The organism is Klebsiella sp. C283, assembly GCF_048822555.1.
Taxonomy (GTDB): domain Bacteria; phylum Pseudomonadota; class Gammaproteobacteria; order Enterobacterales; family Enterobacteriaceae; genus Klebsiella; species Klebsiella quasipneumoniae.
This window is the reverse complement of the sequence record NZ_JBMEZS010000004.1, coordinates 42,795-62,325: the sequence shown is the minus strand read 5'-3', so window position 1 is coordinate 62,325 and position 19,531 is coordinate 42,795. Positions and strand designations below refer to the sequence as shown.

General features: G+C 57.8%; 20 protein-coding genes. 10 read left to right on the top strand and 10 right to left on the bottom strand.

Annotated elements, in window-relative coordinates:
* Positions 1-38 precede the first annotated feature (38 nt).
* From cmoB to ACOI7Z_RS08510, 5 genes are read right to left on the bottom strand one after another with little or no spacing between them, the layout of a single operon-like run.
* Positions 39-1,043 (bottom strand): tRNA 5-methoxyuridine(34)/uridine 5-oxyacetic acid(34) synthase CmoB, encoded by a 1,005-nt coding sequence (cmoB, locus tag ACOI7Z_RS08530; RefSeq protein ID WP_023290258.1) that lies wholly within the window; start codon positions 1,041-1,043, stop codon positions 39-41.
* A complete protein-coding gene (gene cmoA, locus ACOI7Z_RS08525) occupies positions 1,040-1,783 on the bottom strand; it encodes a carboxy-S-adenosyl-L-methionine synthase CmoA (RefSeq protein WP_004203422.1) in 744 nt (247 codons plus the stop codon). The genes cmoB and cmoA overlap by 4 nt, the downstream gene beginning before the upstream one ends.
* A gap of 39 nt (positions 1,784-1,822) precedes the next feature.
* The gene (locus ACOI7Z_RS08520) at positions 1,823-2,218 is read right to left on the bottom strand and encodes an MAPEG family protein (RefSeq protein ID WP_008804243.1); all 396 of its coding nucleotides are present in this window, start codon (positions 2,216-2,218) and stop codon (positions 1,823-1,825) included.
* Positions 2,219-2,270: 52 nt separating this feature from the next.
* Positions 2,271-3,089, bottom strand: a complete 819-nt coding sequence (locus ACOI7Z_RS08515) for a DUF72 domain-containing protein (protein ID WP_087849347.1) — start codon at positions 3,087-3,089, stop codon at positions 2,271-2,273.
* Positions 3,086-3,652, bottom strand: a complete 567-nt coding sequence (locus ACOI7Z_RS08510) for a hydrolase (protein WP_032453393.1) — start codon at positions 3,650-3,652, stop codon at positions 3,086-3,088. The genes ACOI7Z_RS08515 and ACOI7Z_RS08510 overlap by 4 nt, the downstream gene beginning before the upstream one ends.
* A gap of 267 nt (positions 3,653-3,919) precedes the next feature.
* On the opposite strand from ACOI7Z_RS08510, the gene aspS reads away from it, so the two are divergent.
* The 6 genes from aspS to ruvB all read left to right on the top strand — a co-directional run bounded on the left by aspS (position 3,920) and on the right by ruvB (position 9,186).
* A complete protein-coding gene (gene aspS, locus ACOI7Z_RS08505) occupies positions 3,920-5,707 on the top strand; it encodes an aspartate--tRNA ligase (RefSeq protein ID WP_023290254.1) in 1,788 nt (595 codons plus the stop codon).
* Position 5,708: 1 nt separating this feature from the next.
* Complete coding sequence (nudB, locus tag ACOI7Z_RS08500; protein WP_002911477.1) at positions 5,709-6,152, top strand: dihydroneopterin triphosphate diphosphatase; 444 nt, start codon at positions 5,709-5,711, stop codon at positions 6,150-6,152.
* A 27-nt stretch (positions 6,153-6,179) separates the two neighbouring features.
* Positions 6,180-6,920, top strand: a complete 741-nt coding sequence (locus ACOI7Z_RS08495; RefSeq protein WP_002911459.1) for a YebC/PmpR family DNA-binding transcriptional regulator — start codon at positions 6,180-6,182, stop codon at positions 6,918-6,920.
* Positions 6,921-6,954: 34 nt separating this feature from the next.
* On the top strand, positions 6,955-7,476 hold the full coding sequence (gene ruvC / locus ACOI7Z_RS08490; RefSeq protein ID WP_004203412.1) for a crossover junction endodeoxyribonuclease RuvC: 522 nt from the start codon (positions 6,955-6,957) through the stop codon (positions 7,474-7,476).
* A 79-nt stretch (positions 7,477-7,555) separates the two neighbouring features.
* Positions 7,556-8,167 (top strand): Holliday junction branch migration protein RuvA, encoded by a 612-nt coding sequence (gene ruvA, locus ACOI7Z_RS08485; protein WP_002911454.1) that lies wholly within the window; start codon positions 7,556-7,558, stop codon positions 8,165-8,167.
* An 8-nt stretch (positions 8,168-8,175) separates the two neighbouring features.
* Entirely contained in the window at positions 8,176-9,186 is a 1,011-nt protein-coding gene (ruvB, locus tag ACOI7Z_RS08480; RefSeq protein WP_004148860.1) for a Holliday junction branch migration DNA helicase RuvB, read from the top strand.
* 62 nt (positions 9,187-9,248) lie between these two features.
* On the opposite strand, the gene znuB is transcribed toward ruvB, so the two are convergent.
* Positions 9,249-10,034 (bottom strand): zinc ABC transporter permease subunit ZnuB, encoded by a 786-nt coding sequence (gene znuB, locus ACOI7Z_RS08475; RefSeq protein ID WP_004212745.1) that lies wholly within the window; start codon positions 10,032-10,034, stop codon positions 9,249-9,251.
* Positions 10,034-10,753 (bottom strand): zinc ABC transporter ATP-binding protein ZnuC, encoded by a 720-nt coding sequence (znuC, locus tag ACOI7Z_RS08470; RefSeq protein ID WP_228958578.1) that lies wholly within the window; start codon positions 10,751-10,753, stop codon positions 10,034-10,036. The genes znuB and znuC overlap by 1 nt, the downstream gene beginning before the upstream one ends.
* Positions 10,754-10,864: 111 nt before the next feature.
* Here znuC and znuA point away from each other — a divergent pair, with 111 nt between their 5' ends.
* The 3 genes from znuA to lpxM all read left to right on the top strand — a co-directional run bounded on the left by znuA (position 10,865) and on the right by lpxM (position 14,233).
* The gene (gene znuA / locus ACOI7Z_RS08465) at positions 10,865-11,809 is read left to right on the top strand and encodes a zinc ABC transporter substrate-binding protein ZnuA (protein ID WP_087849346.1); all 945 of its coding nucleotides are present in this window, start codon (positions 10,865-10,867) and stop codon (positions 11,807-11,809) included.
* A 15-nt stretch (positions 11,810-11,824) separates the two neighbouring features.
* A complete protein-coding gene (mepM, locus tag ACOI7Z_RS08460; protein ID WP_023290249.1) occupies positions 11,825-13,144 on the top strand; it encodes a murein DD-endopeptidase MepM in 1,320 nt (439 codons plus the stop codon).
* Positions 13,145-13,261: 117 nt separating this feature from the next.
* Positions 13,262-14,233 carry a lauroyl-Kdo(2)-lipid IV(A) myristoyltransferase gene (gene lpxM / locus ACOI7Z_RS08455; protein WP_044523984.1) on the top strand — a complete coding sequence of 324 codons (972 nt, stop codon included), beginning with the start codon at positions 13,262-13,264 and terminating at the stop codon, positions 14,231-14,233.
* A gap of 30 nt (positions 14,234-14,263) precedes the next feature.
* On the opposite strand, the gene dcuR is transcribed toward lpxM, so the two are convergent.
* The 3 genes from dcuR to ACOI7Z_RS08440 form a co-directional block, all read right to left on the bottom strand.
* A complete protein-coding gene (gene dcuR / locus ACOI7Z_RS08450; protein WP_087849345.1) occupies positions 14,264-14,980 on the bottom strand; it encodes a two-component system response regulator DcuR in 717 nt (238 codons plus the stop codon).
* A 53-nt stretch (positions 14,981-15,033) separates the two neighbouring features.
* A complete protein-coding gene (locus tag ACOI7Z_RS08445) occupies positions 15,034-16,719 on the bottom strand; it encodes an NAD-dependent malic enzyme (protein ID WP_065881155.1) in 1,686 nt (561 codons plus the stop codon).
* Positions 16,720-16,781: 62 nt separating this feature from the next.
* Positions 16,782-17,729, bottom strand: coding sequence for an AEC family transporter (locus ACOI7Z_RS08440; RefSeq protein WP_087849344.1), 948 nt, complete (start codon positions 17,727-17,729; stop codon positions 16,782-16,784).
* A gap of 416 nt (positions 17,730-18,145) precedes the next feature.
* Between ACOI7Z_RS08440 and ACOI7Z_RS08435 the strand changes: the two genes are divergently transcribed.
* On the top strand, positions 18,146-19,480 hold the full coding sequence (locus tag ACOI7Z_RS08435) for a 2-hydroxycarboxylate transporter family protein (RefSeq protein ID WP_049013980.1): 1,335 nt from the start codon (positions 18,146-18,148) through the stop codon (positions 19,478-19,480).
* Positions 19,481-19,531: the final 51 nt, after the last annotated feature.

The following is a 19,531-nucleotide window of genomic DNA, read 5'->3' as shown; positions in this document are numbered from 1 at the left end:
CCGTACCAGGCCCCTGCCCATTAAACAGGGGCCTTTTTTTATCTCGCTTTCTTCGCCAGCGACTGCTGCGTTTCCGGTTTGGTGGCGATAATCACCGCGCGCAGCGGCGCCGGATAGCCTTCCACGGTTTTGCGCTGATCCTGTGGGTCGAGGAAATCGGCCAGCGATTCGCTGGTCATCCATTCGGTGCGCCGCTGCTCTTCCGTCGAGGTGACGCAGGCGTCGACGATGCGCACATCGATAAACCCGCACTTCTCCAGCCACATTTTCAGGGCCGCCGCTGAGGGAATAAAATAGACGTTGCGCATCTGCGCATAGCGGTCGCCCGGAACCAGCACCGTATTTTCATCGCCTTCGACCACCAGCGTCTCCAGTACCAGCTCGCCACCCGGCGCCAGCTGATCTTTCAGCTGCCACAGGTGGTCCAGCGGTGAGCGGCGATGGTAGAGCACGCCCATCGAGAACACGGTGTCAAAGGCCTCCAGCGCCGGGAGCTGCTCGATGCCCAGCGGCAGGAGATGCGCCCGCTGGTCGTTGCCAAGCAGCTTACGCACCGCTTCAAACTGGCACAGGAACAGCTGGGTGGGATCGATGCCGACCGCCAGATGCGCGCCCGCGCCGATCATCCGCCACATGTGATAGCCGCTGCCGCAGCCCACGTCGAGGATGGTCCGTCCGCTAAGATCGGACAGATGCGGCAGGACGCGCTCCCATTTCCAGTCGGAGCGCCATTCGGTATCGATGTTGATGCCGTACAGCGAATAAGGGCCTTTGCGCCATGGCATCAGGTTTTTAAGCAGGTTTTCTACCCGAAGCCGATGACCTTCGCTGAGCGGCGTTTCGCTTTCGGCGGTGACGCTGTGCAGGAGGTCCAGACGCCAGGGCGTTAATTCCGGAAGAAACTCAACGGCGCGCTCCCATTCGCGAAACTTGCCGTGCAGGGCCTCGCGCTGCCAGGCGGCTACCTGGGCAGGCAGCGTCTCCAGCCAGTGAGACAGCGGGCTTTTGGCGATCAGCTGATAAAAGTTACTGAAGTCGATCATGCCTGCTCCCCGGATTTTACTGCCACCAGCGAGCCAAAGTTAAAGCACTGGAACCACAGTTCAGCATGTTCGAACCCCGCCTGACGCAGGCGTTTTTTATGGGTTTCCACAGAGTCGGTCAGCATCACGTTTTCCAGCATGCTGCGTTTCTGGCTAATCTCCAGCTCGCTGTAGCCGTTCGCGCGCTTAAAGTCATGATGCATATTGAACAGCAGCTCACCGACGTGGGCGTCTTCGAAGCTGAATTTCTCCGAGAGCACCAGCGCGCCGCCGGGATTCAGCCCCTGATAGACTTTATTCAGGATCGCCTGACGATCGCCCGGCTCAAGGAACTGAATGGTAAAGTTCAGGATCACCAGCGAGGCGTTTTCAATGGCCACATCGCGGATATCCCCTTCAATCACCTCGACCGGCGTCGGCGCTTTATAGGCGTCAATATGGCGACGGCAGCGCTCCACCATCGCCGGGGAGTTGTCGATGGCGATAATGCGACATCCCGGATGGCTAATATTGCGGCGCACGGAGAGGGTGGCGGCGCCCAGCGAACAGCCAAGATCGTAAACCTGGGTGTGGGGCTGAACGAAGCGCTCGGCCAGCATGCCGATCATCGAGATGATATTGGAGTAGCCAGGCACAGAACGCTGGATCATATCGGGGAAGACTTCAGCAACCCGTTCATCAAAGGTCCAGTCGCCGAGGCTGGCAATCGGCGCGGAAAAAAGCGTATCGCGGTGAGACATAACGTTAAACCCGAAAAAACGAAAACGGCGTATTGTGCGCTAACGGAGGGAGAAAACCAACTCCCAGGGCATATACCAGAGATTGGCCAGCACCATCAGCAACAACGCGCACCAGGTGGCGCTCATGCCGGAGCGGCGCCAGTGGTAGACGCGGTGATGAAAACCCCAGGAGTGCATCAGTCGTCCGACGATCAATAAAATGCCGCAAACGTGCACCATCCAGGTCTGGGCGCCGTTCATCTCCATAAATAACAGTAAAATGAGGCCAATCGGCACATATTCGACGGCATTGCCGTGAACGCGGATGGCGACCTGCAGCTCGCTGAAGCCGCCGTCGCCGTAGCCTACATGGTATTGGGTGCGCAAACGCACCACGTCAAATGAGAACTTCACTAACAATAACGCACCTAAAACGGCATACAGCGCGCTGACCATACGAAAACTCCCTTTAACTCTGGCAGATGGCTCCGGATATGATAGCAGGATATCAGAAAAGAGAAGATTGCTGCGGAATCGACGGCGCATTTCCTGCCGCCGGCAGGGCGGCGCGCAGATCGCCCCACAGGGTATCTACCAGCGTCGGCGCGTAGGCAATATCGGGAGTATGCAGAAACAGCCACGGCGTCCCTGACTGATGCCATTTCGGCAGCGTCTGCAGCCAGACGCGAAACAGTTCCCGGTTATGGACCATATCGTCGCCGCCGATAAAGCGCACCATTGGCTGCCGGGCGGTCATCACCGCATGCACCGGCACCTTCGGTTTCTTTTGTTGCGCGTCGATCATCGCCGGACTGGTGGCCGCGGCGCTATGGACCGGGCGGCTGTCGAGGATCACGCGGTTGACGTTGCGCTGGTGCAGCCCGCGGTTGAGCTGCTGTTCCGCTTCCCCTTTGGCGAAGAACTCGGGGTGACGAACTTCGACGCCGTAGGTGAAATCCTTCGGCAGTGCGTCGAGAAAATGCCATAGCGCCGGGAGATCGCGAGGGCCGAAGGTCGCCGGCAGTTGCAGCCAGTACTGGCCGATGCGCGAGGCCAGCGGCGCCAGGCGGGTGAAGAATTCACGGCTTAAATCGTCGCAGTGGCGCAGGGCGGACTGGTGCGAGATAGTCGCCGGAAATTTAAAGCAGAAGCGGAAGTCATCGTGGGTCTGCTCGTACCAGCGGGCGACAATCTCCGGCTTCGGTAGCGCATACAGGGTGGTGTTGCCCTCGACGCAATTGAAGTGGCGGGCGTACTCTTCAAGGCTGGTGATGCCAAGGCGCACCCATTTCGGGTGCGACCACTGGGGAAGCCCAATATAAATCATAACGCGGCGAGGATCTCCTCGGTGCTGCGCACGCGGCCGATGCGCGGGAAAATATGCGTCATGCTGCCCTGATGCTGCTCGGCGGAGGCGGCGCTGCAGGCATCTTCGGCAATGACCAGGTTAAAACCCAGCTCCCAGGCGTTGCGGGCGGTGGATTCGACGCCGATGTTGGTGGCGATGCCGCAGAGAATAATGGTGTCGATACCGCGGCGACGCAGCTGAAGCTCAAGGTCGGTGCCATAGAACGCGCCCCACTGGCGTTTGGTCACTTCGATATCGCTCTCCTGCTTACCCAGCGTGGCCGGATAGGTCCACCAGTTCTCAGGCAGCGTATGCGCCCCGGCCTGCGCGTCGACAGGCTGTTTCAGCGCTTCGGCGAAATCGGCCGACCAGCCGACGCGGACCATGATGACCGGCGAACCCTGTTGTCGGCACTTGTCTGCCAGGCGGGCGGCGCGCGCCACCACCTCGTCAGCCCGATGTGGGCCGCCGGCAAAAGGCAAAATGCCTTCCTGCAGATCGATCACCACCAGCGCCGTGTTTTTCGCATTGAGTTCTAACATGGTATCCCCGTATCTTCATCTGTTGTCAGGCGGCTACAATACCTTTGCGGCTTCAGCAAAAGGGTAACAAATTTTGTTAATTTATGTGAGTGTGGACGTTAAGCGCGCAGCAAAGCAGCGTACATCGTGCGTCGGACTTATCGAACGACAGAATTTCCAGTATAATAGCCGCCTTTTTTCATTCAGTTGTGACATCAGCTAAAGCTGCGACCTCGTCGCCTGCAGGGCAGACGACAATCCGCCGACGGCTAAGTTAAGGGATATCTCATGCGTACAGAATATTGCGGACAGCTTCGACAGTCCCACGTTGGGCAGCAGGTGACTCTGTGTGGTTGGGTCAACCGCCGTCGCGATCTCGGTAGCCTCATTTTTATCGATATGCGCGACCGCGAAGGCATCGTTCAGGTGTTTTTCGATCCGGATCGTGCGGATGCGTTGAAGTTAGCCTCTGAACTGCGTAATGAGTTCTGCATTCAGGTCACTGGCACCGTTCGCGCGCGTGAAGAGAAAAACATCAACGCGGACATGGCCACCGGCGCTATCGAAGTGCTGGCTTCCGATCTGACGATCATTAACCGCTCAGAATCGCTGCCGCTGGACTCCAATCACGTCAACACCGAAGAAGCGCGTCTGAAATACCGCTACCTCGACCTGCGTCGTCCGGAAATGGCGCAGCGTCTGAAAACCCGCGCGAAAATCACCAGCTTTGTGCGCCGCTTTATGGATGACCATGGCTTCCTCGACATCGAAACCCCGATGCTGACCAAAGCCACCCCGGAAGGCGCCCGCGATTACCTCGTGCCTTCCCGCGTGCATAAAGGCAAATTCTACGCGCTGCCGCAGTCGCCGCAGCTGTTCAAACAGCTGCTGATGATGTCCGGCTTCGACCGCTACTATCAGATCGTCAAATGCTTCCGCGATGAAGACCTGCGTGCCGACCGTCAGCCTGAATTTACCCAGATCGACGTGGAAACCTCCTTTATGACCGCGCCGCAGGTGCGTGAGATCATGGAAGCGATGGTGCGTCAGCTGTGGCTGGAGATTAAAGGCGTCGATCTGGGCGATTTCCCGATCATGACCTTCGCCGAAGCCGAACGTCGCTACGGCTCCGATAAACCGGACCTGCGTAACCCGATGGAGCTGGTGGACGTCGCCGACCTGCTGAAATCAGTGGAGTTCGCGGTCTTTGCCGGCCCGGCCAACGATCCGAAAGGGCGCGTGGCGGCGCTGCGCGTGCCGGGCGGGGCTTCTCTGACCCGCAAGCTGATTGACGAATACGGCAACTTCGTCAAGATCTACGGCGCGAAAGGGCTGGCCTATATTAAAGTGACCGAACGTGCCAAAGGCATGGACGGGATCAACAGCCCGGTGGCCAAATTCCTGACCGCTGAAATCGTGGAAGCGATCCTCGACCGCACCGGCGCGCAGGACGGAGACATGATCTTCTTCGGCGCCGACAACAAGAAAGTGGTGGCCGACGCGCTGGGCGCGCTGCGTCTGAAGCTGGGCAAAGATCTGAGCCTGACTGACGAGAGCAAGTGGGCGCCGCTGTGGGTGATCGACTTCCCGATGTTCGAAGACGACGGCGAAGGCGGCCTGACGGCGATGCACCATCCGTTCACCTCGCCGAAAGATATGACGGCGGACGAGCTGAAAGCCGCGCCGGAAGAGGCCGTGGCCAACGCCTACGATATGGTCATTAACGGTTATGAAGTTGGCGGCGGTTCGGTGCGTATCCACCGCGGCGACATGCAGCAGACGGTATTTGGTATTTTGGGCATTAACGAACAGGAACAGCGTGAGAAATTCGGCTTCCTGCTCGATGCGCTGAAATACGGTACCCCGCCGCATGCGGGCCTGGCGTTCGGTCTTGACCGTCTGACCATGCTGCTGACCGGCACCGATAACATCCGCGACGTTATCGCTTTCCCGAAAACCACCGCGGCCGCCTGCCTGATGACCGAAGCGCCAAGCTTCGCCAATCCGGCGGCGCTCAGTGAACTGGGTATTCAGGTTGTGGAGAAAGAGGCAAAAGCGTCTCTGGAGAACAAGTAATATGTCATTTAAGCTGCCCGTTTCGGTGCTGGTGGTGATTTACGCCGAAGATACCAAACGGGTGCTGATGTTGCAGCGGCGCGACGATCCCGCGTTCTGGCAGTCGGTCACCGGCAGCCTGGAAGCAGGAGAGACCGCGCTGCAGGCCGCCGCGCGTGAAGTAAAGGAAGAGGTCGCCATTGACGTTGCCTGCGAGCAACTGACCTTAATCGACTGTCAGCGCACGGTGGAGTTCGAGATATTTTCTCATTTGCGTCATCGCTATGCGCCGGGAGTGGAGCGTAATACGGAATTTTGGTTCTGTCTTGCGCTGCCTCATGAGCGGGAAATTACCTTTACCGAACATCTGGCCTACCGCTGGGTCAGCGCGACGGAAGCCGCTGCGCTAACCAAGTCGTGGAGCAACCGGCAGGCGATTGAAGAATTTGTAATTAACGCCGCCTGAAAGGGCGCGCTTTTTGGAGAGTTTTTTATGGCAGGTCATAGTAAATGGGCCAACACCAAACACCGCAAAGCGGCACAGGATGCCAAGCGCGGTAAAATCTTTACGAAAATCATTCGCGAACTGGTTACCGCAGCGCGTCTGGGCGGCGGCGATCCGGCGTCCAACCCGCGTCTGCGTGCGGCGGTGGATAAAGCGCTGTCTAACAACATGACCCGCGACACCCTGAACCGCGCCATCGCGCGCGGCGTCGGCGGCGATGAAGACGCGAACATGGAAACCATCATTTATGAAGGCTATGGCCCTGGCGGCACCGCGGTGATGGTGGAATGTCTGTCCGACAACCGTAACCGTACCGTTGCGGAAGTGCGTCACGCCTTCACTAAAACCGGTGGTAACCTCGGCACCGACGGTTCCGTCTCCTACCTGTTCAGCAAAAAAGGCGTCATCTCCTTCGAGAAAGGCGATGAAGACACCATCATGGAAGCGGCGCTGGAAGCTGGCGCTGAAGACGTGGTGACCTATGACGACGGCGCGATCGACGTCTACACCGCCTGGGAAGAGATGGGCGCCGTGCGCGACGCGCTGGAAGCCGCTGGCCTGAAAGCCGACGCTGCCGAAGTCTCGATGATCCCGTCCACCAAAGCGGATATGGATGCCGAGACGGCGCCGAAGCTGCTGCGTCTGATCGATATGCTCGAAGACTGCGACGACGTGCAGGAAGTGTACCATAACGGCGAGATCTCCGACGAGGTCGCAGCCACCCTGTGATGCAGTCGCATCCACGGTTAACCGGAGGCGCGTGATGGCTATTATTCTCGGCATTGACCCGGGGTCGCGCGTTACCGGTTATGGCGTGATTCGTCAGGTTGGCCGGCAGCTGAGCTACCTTGGCAGCGGCTGTATCCGCACCAAAGTGGACGATTTGCCGTCGCGGCTGAAGCTGATCTACGCCGGAGTGACGGAGATCATCACCCAGTTCCAGCCTGACTTTTTCGCCATTGAGCAGGTCTTTATGGCCAAGAATGCCGACTCGGCGTTAAAGCTCGGGCAGGCGCGCGGGGTGGCGATCGTGGCGGCGACCAATCAGTCGTTACCGGTGTTTGAATATGCCGCCCGCCAGGTTAAGCAGACGGTTGTCGGCATCGGCAGCGCTGAAAAGAGTCAGGTCCAGCACATGGTGCGCACCCTGCTCAAGCTGCCTGCCAATCCGCAGGCGGATGCGGCGGATGCGCTGGCGATCGCCATCACCCATTGCCATGTCAGCCAGAATGCCGCGCAGATCAGCGAGACCCGGCTCAATCTGGCGCGAGGGCGCTTACGATAATCGCAAATCAGGCTGGATATCTATCCAGCCTTTTTTTATGATACCGCCAGATACTTAGACCATAACGCAGGAGCCCCACGTGATAGGCAGACTCAGAGGCATCATTCTCGAAAAACAACCCCCGCTGGTGTTGCTGGAAACGGCGGGCGTCGGCTATGAAGTGCACATGCCAATGACCTGCTTCTATGAGCTGCCGGAGGCCGGGCAGGAGGCGATTGTCTTCACCCACTTTGTGGTGCGTGAAGATGCCCAGCTGCTGTATGGGTTTAACAACAAACAGGAGCGTACCCTGTTTAAAGAACTGATCAAAACCAACGGCGTAGGGCCAAAGCTGGCGCTGGCGATCCTCTCCGGCATGTCGGCGCAGCAGTTCGTCAACGCCGTTGAGCGGGAAGAGGTCGCCTCGCTGGTGAAGCTGCCGGGGATTGGCAAAAAAACCGCTGAACGCCTGATCGTTGAGATGAAAGACCGCTTCAAAGGACTGCACGGCGATCTGTTCACCCCGGCCGCCGATCTGGTACTGACCTCACCGGCAGGCCCGACGGCGGACGATGCCGAGCAGGAAGCGGTTGCCGCGCTGGTCGCGCTGGGCTATAAACCGCAGGAGGCCAGCCGGATGGTCAGCAAGATCGCGCGTCCGGACGCCAACAGTGAAACGCTAATCCGCGAAGCGCTGCGCGCCGCGTTGTGAGGTAAGGGATGATTGAAGCAGACCGGCTGGTATCGGCAGACAGCAGCGGCTTCGAAGAGGCCGCTGACCGCGCCATCCGCCCAAAATTGCTGGCAGAGTATGTCGGCCAGCCGCAGGTGCGTTCGCAGATGGAGATCTTTATCCAGGCGGCGAAGCTGCGCGGCGACGCCCTCGATCACCTGCTGATTTTTGGCCCGCCAGGGTTGGGGAAAACCACCCTGGCCAATATCGTCGCCAATGAAATGGGGGTGAATCTGCGTACCACCTCCGGCCCGGTGCTGGAGAAAGCGGGCGATCTCGCCGCGATGCTCACCAACCTTGAACCGCACGATGTGCTGTTTATCGATGAGATCCATCGCCTCTCGCCGGTGGTGGAAGAGGTGCTCTATCCGGCAATGGAAGATTACCAGCTGGATATCATGATTGGCGAAGGTCCGGCGGCGCGCTCGATTAAAATCGACCTGCCGCCGTTTACCCTGATCGGCGCCACCACCCGGGCCGGTTCATTGACTTCGCCGCTGCGCGACCGCTTTGGCATCGTGCAGCGTCTGGAGTTCTATCAGATCCCCGATCTGCAGCATATTGTCAGCCGCAGCGCCCGCCATATGGGGCTGGAGATGAGCGACGAGGGCGCGCTGGAAGTGGCCCGCCGTTCACGCGGCACGCCGCGTATTGCCAACCGTCTGCTGCGTAGGGTGCGTGACTTCGCGGAAGTGCGCCACGACGGCACTATCTCCGCCGACATTGCCGCCCAGGCGCTGGATATGCTCAACGTCGATGCGGAAGGGTTCGACTATATGGACCGCAAGCTGCTGCTGGCGGTGATAGATAAGTTCTTCGGCGGACCGGTGGGGCTGGATAACCTCGCCGCCGCGATTGGCGAAGAGCGGGAAACCATTGAAGATGTGCTGGAGCCCTACTTAATTCAGCAGGGTTTTCTGCAGCGTACGCCGCGGGGAAGAATGGCGACGGTGCGCGCCTGGAATCATTTCGGGATTACGCCGCCGGAGATGCCGTAGTTCGCTACGGATGTGTCGTTCATCGGGAGACCCGGTCAGCAGCGCGACCGGGTTTTTCATTTTTAGCTGGCGGCTTTTTTCGTCATGCTGAGAATAAACAGCACCGCGGCGCACAGCACCACCGATGGACCGGCCGGCGTGTCGTAGAAAGCCGAGAAGGTTAACCCGCCGGTGACGGCCAGCATGCCCACGCCCACCGCCACGGCGGCCATCTGCTCCGGCGTGCGGGCAAAACGGCGGGCGGTGGCGGCCGGGATAATCAGCAGGGAAGTGATGATCAGCGCCCCGACGAACTTCATCGCCACGCCGATAGTCAGGGCGGTGACCAGCATCAACAGCAGCTTGACCCGCTGCAGCTTCACGCCATCGACAAACGCCAGGTCCGGACTGATGGTCATCGCCAGCAGATTCCGCCACTGCCAGAGCAGAATGCCAATCACAATCACCACGCCAATGGCAATGGCGATCAGGTCCTGCGGGGTGACCGCCAGCAGATCGCCGAACAGGTACGCCATCAGATCGACGCGGACGTTAGACATCAGACTGACCACCACCAGCCCCAGGGAGAGCGCGCTGTGCGCCATGATGCCCAGCAGGGTATCGATCGCCAGATGCGGCCGTTTTTCCAGCCATACCAGCCCGCCGGCCAGCAGCAGGGTGACGGCGATCACCGCATAAAACGGATTGACGTTCAGCAGTAAACCGAAAGCGACGCCGAGCAGCGAGGCATGCGCCAGCGTGTCGCCGAAATAGGACATACGGCGCCAGACCACAAAGGAGCCCAGCGGGCCAGCGGCGCAGGCCAGCATCATCCCGGCCAGCCAGCCAGGTAACAAAAGTTCAATCATTAGCGGCTGTTTCCCCGACGCAGTACAATTCGCCCCTGAAGATCGTGGCGGTGATTATGGTGATGGCGGTAGATCCCCAGCTGTTCCGCGCCGCGTGGGCCGAACATGGAGATAAACTCCGGATGCATTGAGACGACCTCTGGTGCGCCGGAGCAGCAGATATGCTGGTTCAGGCACAATACCTCGTCGGTTTTGGCCATGACCAGATGCAGGTCGTGGGAGACCATCAGCACCGCGCAGTCCAGCTCATGGCGCAGCTGGTCGATAAGATCGTAGAGCGCAACCTGGCCATTAACGTCGACGCCCTGGGTCGGTTCATCCAGCACCAGCAGCTGCGGGCGATTGAGCAGGGCGCGGGCCAGCAGCACGCGCTGGGTTTCTCCGCCGGAAAGTTTTTGCATCGGAGCGTCGATCAGATGCCCGGCCTGCACGCGCTTCAGCGCCGGCAGGATGTCGTCTTTGCGGGTGCCCGGACGCAAACGCAGGAAGCGGCTGACGGTCAGCGGCAGCGTGGCGTCGAGATGCAGTTTCTGCGGCACATAGCCGATCCGCAGGCGTTCTTCGCGCTTGATAACACCCTCTGTCGGTGCTACCAGCCCCAGAACCACCCGCACAAGCGTCGATTTGCCGGCGCCGTTGGGGCCCAGCAGGGTCAATATTTTGCCTGGCGTGAGAGCCAGCGAGATGTCAGACAGCACGCGGCGTTGGCCAAAGGCCACCGAGACATTTTCCAGCGTTACAAGGTTTGTCATAATCATTTAGGGGTTGCACAAGCTAGTGAATGTTATAATATCACATCACACTCACTCGTTTCGATGACTAGACGCATTATGTTACATAAAAATACGCTTCTTTGCGCTGGACTTGGCGCTGTTTTTTTGTTCGCACAGGTACCGCAGGCCAGTGCCGCCGTGGTGACTTCCATGAAACCGCTGGGCTTTATCGCGGCGGCTATCGCCGATGGGGTTACCGACACCCAGGTGCTGCTGCCCGATGGCGCCTCCGAGCATGATTATTCTCTCCGTCCTTCCGATGTAAAACGCTTACAGAACGCAGACTTAGTGGTGTGGATCGGTCCGGAAATGGAAGCCTTTATGGATAAGTCGACGCAAAGCATTGCGGCGAATAAAAAGGTGACTATCGCAGAGCTGGATGGGGTCAAACCGCTGCTGATGACCGGCGCTGACGACGATGACGATCATCATGGTCATGACCATGGCGCAGCGGAAATAAGTGACGGCGATCACCATCACGGTATCTACAATATGCATCTGTGGTTATCCCCAGAGATAGCGCGGCTTTCGGCGGTTGCAATCCACGATAAATTATTGGAACTTATGCCGCAGAGTCGAGCCAAACTCGACAGCAACCTGCAGCAGTTCGAGGCCGCGCTGGCGGCGACCGACAAGCAGGTTAGCAATGAGCTGGCACCGCTGAAAGGAAAGGGCTATTTCGTTTTTCATGACGCCTACGGTTACTTTGAAAAACACTACGGTTTGACCTCGCTGGGGCATTTTACCGTCAACCCTGAAATACAGCCCGGTGCGCAGCGTTTACACGAAATCAGAACACAACTGGTTGAGCAGAAAGCCACTTGCGTTTTTGCTGAGCCACAGTTCAGGCCAGCGGTTATCGAAGCTGTTGCCCGGGGCACGTCTGTGCGCATGGGGACCCTGGATCCACTGGGTAGCGGAATTAAGCTGGGTAAAGCGAGTTACCCGCAATTTCTCACTCAGCTGGCGAATCAGTATTCGGGCTGCCTGAAAGGAGATTAACGAGGAAGTGAATACGTGCAACAGATAGCCCGCGCTGTCACTCAGGCATTTAACAATCTGCCACGACCTCATCGCGTCATGCTGGGGTCGCTTAGCGTTCTTACCTTAGCGGTCGCCGTCTGGCGACCCTACATTTACCACCCGGAATCCGCCCCCATCGTCAGAACCATTGAACTGGAAAAAAGCGAGATCCGCTCCCTGCTGCCGGAAGCCTCCGAGCCGATCGACCAGGCCCCGCAGGAAGAAGAAGCCATTCCTCAGGATGAACTCGACGAAAAAGCCGATAGCGATGCCGGCGGGCACGAATACGTGGTGTCGACCGGCGATACCCTCAGCAGCATCCTGAACCAGTACGGTATCGATATGGGTGATATCGCCCAGCTCTCCTCCGCCGATAAAGAGTTGCGTAATCTGAAGATTGGCCAGCAGCTCTCCTGGACCCTGACCGCCGACGGCGATCTGCAGAGTCTGACCTGGGAGATGTCCCGCCGCGAAACCCGCACCTACACCCGCGTGGCTAACGGCTTTAAAATGAGCAGCGAGCTGCAGAAAGGCGACTGGGTCAACAGCGTGCTGAAAGGCACCGTCGGCGCCAGCTTTGTCTCCAGCGCGCGCGATGCCGGGCTGACCAGCACGGAAATCAGCGCGGTGATCAAGGCCATGCAGTGGCAGATGGATTTCCGTAAGCTGAAGAAAGGCGATGAGTTCTCGGTATTGATGTCGCGCGAAATGCTTGACGGCAAACGCGAGCAAAGCCAGCTGCTTGGCGTGCGCCTGCGTTCTGACGGAAAGGACTACTTTGCCATTCGTGCCGAAGACGGAAAATTCTACGACCGCAACGGGACGGGGCTGGCGAAAGGCTTTATGCGCTTCCCGACGGCGCGTCAGTTCCGCGTCTCCTCTAACTTTAACCCGCGTCGTCTGAACCCGGTCACCGGGCGCGTCGCGCCGCACCGTGGCGTCGATTTCGCGATGCCGCAGGGAACGCCGGTGCTGGCGGTGGGTGATGGCGAAGTGGTGGTGGCCAAGCGTAGCGGCGCCGCCGGGTATTACGTGGCCATCCGCCACGGCCGTACCTATACCACTCGCTACATGCACCTGCGTAAGCTGCTGGTGAAGCCGGGGCAGAAAGTGAAGCGCGGGGATCGTATTGCGCTGTCGGGGAATACCGGACGCTCTACCGGGCCGCACCTGCACTACGAAGTGTGGATCAACCAGCAGGCGGTCAACCCGCTGACGGCGAAACTGCCGCGTACCGAAGGGCTGAGCGGTTCCGACCGTACCGATTATCTGGCGCAGGTCAAAGAGGTCGTTCCGCAGCTGCGGTTTGACTAACCACCGGTCAGTGGAAAGCCGGTGCCCCAGGGCGCCGGCTTTTTATTTTGTAGGATACCCAACGTCTCGCTACACTATCCCATTATCTTGATTAAGCAGTCGATCTGCGGATTGGGCATGGAAACGAAAAAAAATAATATTGAGTTTATCCCTAAGTTTGAAAAATCTTTTTTACTGCCGCGCTACTGGGGCGCCTGGCTGGGGGTCTTTGCCTTCGCCGGTATTGCGCTGACGCCGCCTTCCTTTCGCGATCCGCTTCTCGGCAAACTCGGTCGTCTGGTCGGGCGTCTGGCGAAAAGCTCGCGCCGCCGGGCGCAGATTAATTTGCTGTATTGCTTCCCGGATAAAAGCGAGCACGAGCGGGAAGCGATCATCGACGCCATGTACGCCTCGGCGCCGCAGGCGATGGTGATGATGGCCGAGCTGGGCCTGCGCGATCCGCAGAAAATTCTCGCCCGCGTCGACTGGCAGGGTAAAGCGATCATCGACGAGCTGCAGCGCAATAATGAAAAGGTGATTTTCCTCGTCCCGCACGCTTGGGGCGTGGATATCCCGGCGATGCTGATGGCCTCCGGCGGGCAGAAGATGGCGGCGATGTTCCACAACCAGGGTAACCCGGTCTTCGATTACGTGTGGAATACCGTACGTCGTCGTTTTGGCGGAAGGATGCACGCGCGCAACGACGGGATCAAACCGTTTATTCAGTCGGTGCGCCAGGGTTACTGGGGCTACTATCTCCCCGATCAGGATCACGGCGCCGAGCACAGCGAGTTTGTGGATTTCTTCGCGACCTATAAGGCCACGCTGCCGGCGATTGGCCGTTTAATGAAGGTATGCCGCGCCCGCGTCGTTCCGCTGTTCCCGGTCTACGATGGCAAAACGCATCGCCTGACGGTGCTGGTGCGCCCGCCGATGGACGATCTGCTGGACGCTGACGATACAACGATCGCCCGGCGGATGAACGAAGAGGTGGAGGTGTTTGTTACGCCGCACACCGAGCAGTACACTTGGATCCTGAAGCTGCTGAAGACGCGCAAGCCGGGTGAAATCGAGCCCTACAAACGCAAAGAGCTGTACCCTAAGAAGTAGTCTGCAGGCGCGCCAGTGGGCATTCCCGGCTCACTGGCTATATTGCGTCAGCAACATCATGTTCTCAGCCGCAAGCCGGTAACGATACTCCGGTCGGCCGGTGATACCGTAGTGATTGCTGGTGAATAGCACGTTGATCTGTTCCAGCCAAATCAGGTATTTGCGGCATGAAACTCTGGAGATATGCAGTGCCGCCGCCAGCTCATTGGTTGAAAAATCTCGCGCCTGATGAGCGATTATCCACCGGCACACCAGGCGAAGCGTTTGCGGCGTCAGCCCTTTCGGCAAGCGGCGGGGGCCGTCCTGTTGTTGAACCCCGCGGCGTAGCAGGGTGTCGATATCCGCCTGGGCGTAGCAGGATTTCGCTTGCTTCGCATCGCGTTTATTGCGCCAGGTTCGCAGGGCTTGCTCAAAGCGCGGAAACTGAAACGGTTTAATCAGGTAATCAACCACGCCATAGCGCAGCGCCGTCTGCACGGTGAGCGCATCGGCGGCGGACGTCATCATGATGACATCAATATTCCGCCCATCAGCGCGAAGCGCCGGCAGCAGGTCCAGGCCGCTCTCCTGTTGCATATAGACATCCAGCAGCAGCAGATCGATCGGCGCCAGATGGCTCAGCATCGCGTTGGCATCGGCGATCGTCGTCGCGACTCCGCAGCAGTGAAAATCAGCTACCTGGCTGATAAACAACCGGTTCAGTTCGGCCACCATAGGATCATCATCGACAATCAGCACATTGAACATGGGTGGTTCCCCCGAGTGGCGGGAAGCCAGCCGGCTTCCCGCGAGATGAGCGATCACAATGACGAACGTTTATACGCGGTGTAGCGCGCTCGCCAGAAGGTTTTATCGATATTCGCCGCCAGCTGCGCCTCGTCAATCTGCGGCGCTACGCCGTCCAGTTGAGCCGCGCGGGCGACCTCTGCGGCAATAGCCCGTGAGATCATCTCGATCTCTTCTACCGGCGGCAGTAAACCGCCGGTTTCGCGGGTCGCCAGAGGCGAGTGGGCGGCCAGCGTTTTACTGCAGGTGATAAGCATTGCTTCGGTGACGCGCTCGGCTTTACTGGCAAGGATCCCCAGCCCCAGACCGGGGAAAATATAGGCGTTGTTGCACTGGGCAATGTCGTAGGTTTTGCCGTCATAGAAGACAGGGTCGAACGGGCTGCCGGTGGCGATGAGCGCGCTACCCCGGGTCCACTCCAGCAGATCCTTCGGCTGGGCCTCGGCTCGGGAGGTGGGGTTAGAGAGCGGCATAATAATCGGACGCGGGCAGTGCCGATGCATCTCTTTCACTATCTCTTCGCTAAACAGCCCCGGCTGGCCTGACACGCCGATCAGCACGGTAGGGTGGACGTTGCGTACGACATCCATCAGCGACAGCTGGGCCGCCTCGGTATCCCAGTGGGCGATACTGGCTCGGGGGGTGACCAGCTCGCGCTGAAAATTGAGCAGATTAGGCATCTCATCAGTCAGCAGACCAAAGCGGTCAACCATAAAGATGCGGCGACGTGCTTCCGTTTCTGAGAGCCCATCATCCACCATCAGCGCAATGATTTTTTCCGCAATGCCGCATCCGGCCGAACCGCCGCCAAGGAAAACCACCCGCTGGTCGCGGAGCGACGTCCCGGCGGCGGCAGCGGCGGCGATCAGGGTTCCCGAGGTCACGGCGGCGGTTCCCTGAATATCATCGTTAAAACAACACAGCTGGTGTCGATAGCGGTTGAGCAGTCGCGTGGCATTCTTTTGGGCAAAATCTTCAAACTGGAGCAAGACATTCGGCCAGCGCTGCTGAATGGCATGAACAAACATGTCCATAAACTCCAGGTACTGCTCATCGCTGATGCGCGGATGTCGCCAGCCCATATATAGCGGATCCTCCAGATGCTGCGGATTGTTGGTCCCGACATCTAACATAATGGGCAGCGTTGATGCCGGGTGAATGCCCCCGCAGGCGGTATATAACGAGAGTTTGCCAATGGGGATCCCCATACCGCCGATCCCCTGGTCGCCCAGCCCCAGAATACGCTCGCCATCGGTTACCACGATGACTTTGATATCGTTGCGGGAAAACCCCTGCAGCATCTCGTCAATATGGTGACGGTTGGGCCAGGAGATGAACAGGCCGCGTCCCCGGCGATATATTTCTGAAAAGTGTTCGCACGCTTCACCCACCGTCGGGGTATAAATAATGGGCAGCGTCTCTTTCATATGGCTGCGCAGCAGGTTATAGAATAACGTCTCGTTTGTGTCCTGAATATTTCTGAGATAAATATGGCGCGAAATGCTTTTTTTGAACTGACAAAACTGACCCCATGCGCGCTCGGTTTGTTCCTCAATGGTTTCCACATTGTGCGGTAACAGTCCCTGAAGATTAAACGCTGTGCGTTCGCTTTCCGTAAACGCGAGGCCTTTATTTAATAACGGGTTTTCCAGCAGGACAGCACCGTTATAGGGGGTGTATAAGGTTTCTGTGGCTAACATTACATGACTCCTGAATATCAAATTAAAACATTGCCTGATGTCTTGGTGTTTTATTTCTGTGATTACGAAATGAGATAAATCATGACGCCTTCGGTGACCACGCCGATGGCGGTGCCCAGCAAAATAGAAGATGAGGCGGGTTCAATATAGGTATCGCTGCGCAGGGCAAACATCCCCGCCGCGATAGCGGAAGGCGTGGCGCCAATGATAATAACCTGTTGCATCAGGGAATGACTGAGCCCAAAGGCCAGCCCGGCCAGCGCCATCATGGCCGGCTGGATCAGGTTTTTAATACTAATGTTGGTGCAGGTTTGAATATTGACTGTCGGACGTTCACCGTAAAACAGCAGCCCAAGGGCGAACAGTGACAGACCGCCGGCGATTTTACCCACCATTTCGACGGGGACGCTGAGCAGAGGCGGTAGCTGGATCCCGGCCAGGCTGAGCAGCACCCCGGAAATGGGGATCCAGACAATGGGATTTCGCACGGCGTTAAGTAGGTTTTGCAGGATCAACTGCTTGGCGTGGAGCTGGGGAGCCTCAGCGTCTCCGGGCTGGTCTCCCATGCGGATCAGGATGATGGTCAGAGGGATCATCAACACGCTGGTCACCAGGTTTCCGATAAGCACCCCGAGAAAGCCCTCCGGACCTATCAGCACCGCCAGCACGGGGGCGCCAAAGTAGGCCATATCGGGGAAGGCGCAAACCAGCGACTGAATCGCGCTGGTTTTAATATCATGACGAAAAACGTAGCGCGAGATCAGTAGCGTAAGAAAATACGACCCCATCAGACCAATAACCAGCACCGCCATAAAGGTGAAGTTTTTTATTTTATCCGGGCTGGTATGTAATGCGCCGATAAAAAGATGAAAAGGAAGGGCAAAGCGGATAACCACCGTGGCAAGAACGGAGGCGTCCTCACGGCGGGTATAGCCGAGTTTACCGCTAAGCCATCCGAGCAGCATGATAAATACCAACGGGAAAAGAGATTGCAAGAGCAGTGAAGGCATAAAATGTCCTGACATATATTATCGGGTTGTTGTGCTGCCAATCTAACGATCCCCTAATATTTAAAAGGTGATAGCCATCACAGTCATCTGGCTTTAAATAATTTCGCCTTGGCTACTTTACTTACAAATAGAGAAAAGATTATTAAATCATAGCGTTGTATTAACAGAGTTCATTATTTTAGCTGGCGATAACTTTAGCTTCGCGATAATAAATTAAATTACTTAAAATAAACTTTATGGCTCAGTCACAAAGCCGGCAGCGTTAATACGGTTGTCGTTTTTAGTTTTAAAGTCCTGTGCTACCGTTTCAGTGTATTTAGTTGATACGGCGTTTAGTGCTTTTTAGTTCATAGTGCTGCGCGATTTTAATATTGCATCCTGACCCTACGTGACCTCCTTATTATTCAGGTAAAAATATGAAAAATAATTCACTCAACCACCCGATAGATAAAACGTTGCCGAACGGGCAAGCGACTCGACTTTTCGCCAATATCGAAGTCGGCGCCGTGCCGTTAACGCTGTTTATAGGTATCGCCGCGATAGTGGCGCTTTCCGCTGGCGCGGGGTTGTTGCCAAAAAACATGATTGGCGGACTGGCGGTCATCATGACCCTGGGGTTCGCACTGGCGAAAATTGGCCGCATGGTGCCGGTGTTAAAAGATATTGGCGGTCCGGCGATTTTGTGTCTGATGACGCCCTCAGTGCTGGTCTACTTTGGCGTATTTGAAGCGCATACGCTCGATACCGTGCATTTGCTGATGAAGGAGGCCAATCTCCTCTATTTCGTCATCGCCTGCCTGGTGGTCGGCAGTATCCTTGGCATGAACCGCACGATTCTGATCCAGGGGATGGTGCGCATGTTTGTCCCGTTGGTGGTCGGAACCGGCGCGGCAATCGTAACCGGCCTGCTGGTGGGCAGCTTATTCGGCTACAGTATGTATCACACCTTCTTCTTTATCATTGTGCCGATTATCGGTGGCGGCATCGGCGAAGGGATCCTGCCGTTGTCGCTGGCTTATTCGGCGATCCTCGGACAGGCGCCAGATGTCTACGTGGCTCAACTGGCGCCGGCGGCGGTGGTGGGTAACATCTTCGCCATTATCTGCGCCGGCTTTCTGGCCCGCATGGGCGCTCGTCGCCCGGCGCTGTCCGGCAACGGGATGCTGATCCGCAGCCATGAAGATAATAGCGTCTTTGCGCAGAATCAGAGTACGCAGCCCACCGATTTTCAGCTCATGGGCGCCGGGTTGCTGATGATTTGCGCCTTTTTCATCATCGGCGGTCTGCTGGAGAAGGTGGTGCATATTCCGGGGCCGGTTCTGATGATTCTGGCGGCGGTATTCTGCAAATATACAAAAGTTATCCCGGCGGCGATGGAGCTGGGGGCGCACAGTTGCTACAAGTTCGTCTCCGCCGCGCTGGTGTGGCCGCTGATGATCGGCCTGGGCATGCTGTATGTACCGCTGGAGAGCGTGGTCTCGGTCTTCTCCGTTGGCTACGTCGTGGTGTGCGGCTCCATTGTCATTGCCATGGCGCTGAGCGGGTTCTTTATCGCTTCACGTCTTAATATGTATCCTGTGGAAGCCGCCATCGTTACCAGCTGCCACAGCGGGCTGGGCGGAACGGGGGATGTCGCCATTCTCTCGGCCTCAAACCGCATGGGATTGATGCCGTTTGCACAGATTGCGACGCGTATCGGTGGGGCGTCGACGGTGATCGCTGCGACGCTATTGCTGAGCTGGATGGTGTAGCCTGCCGGGCGTTGGGCAAAAAAATACCTGCCAGCCGTAGCGCTGGCAGGT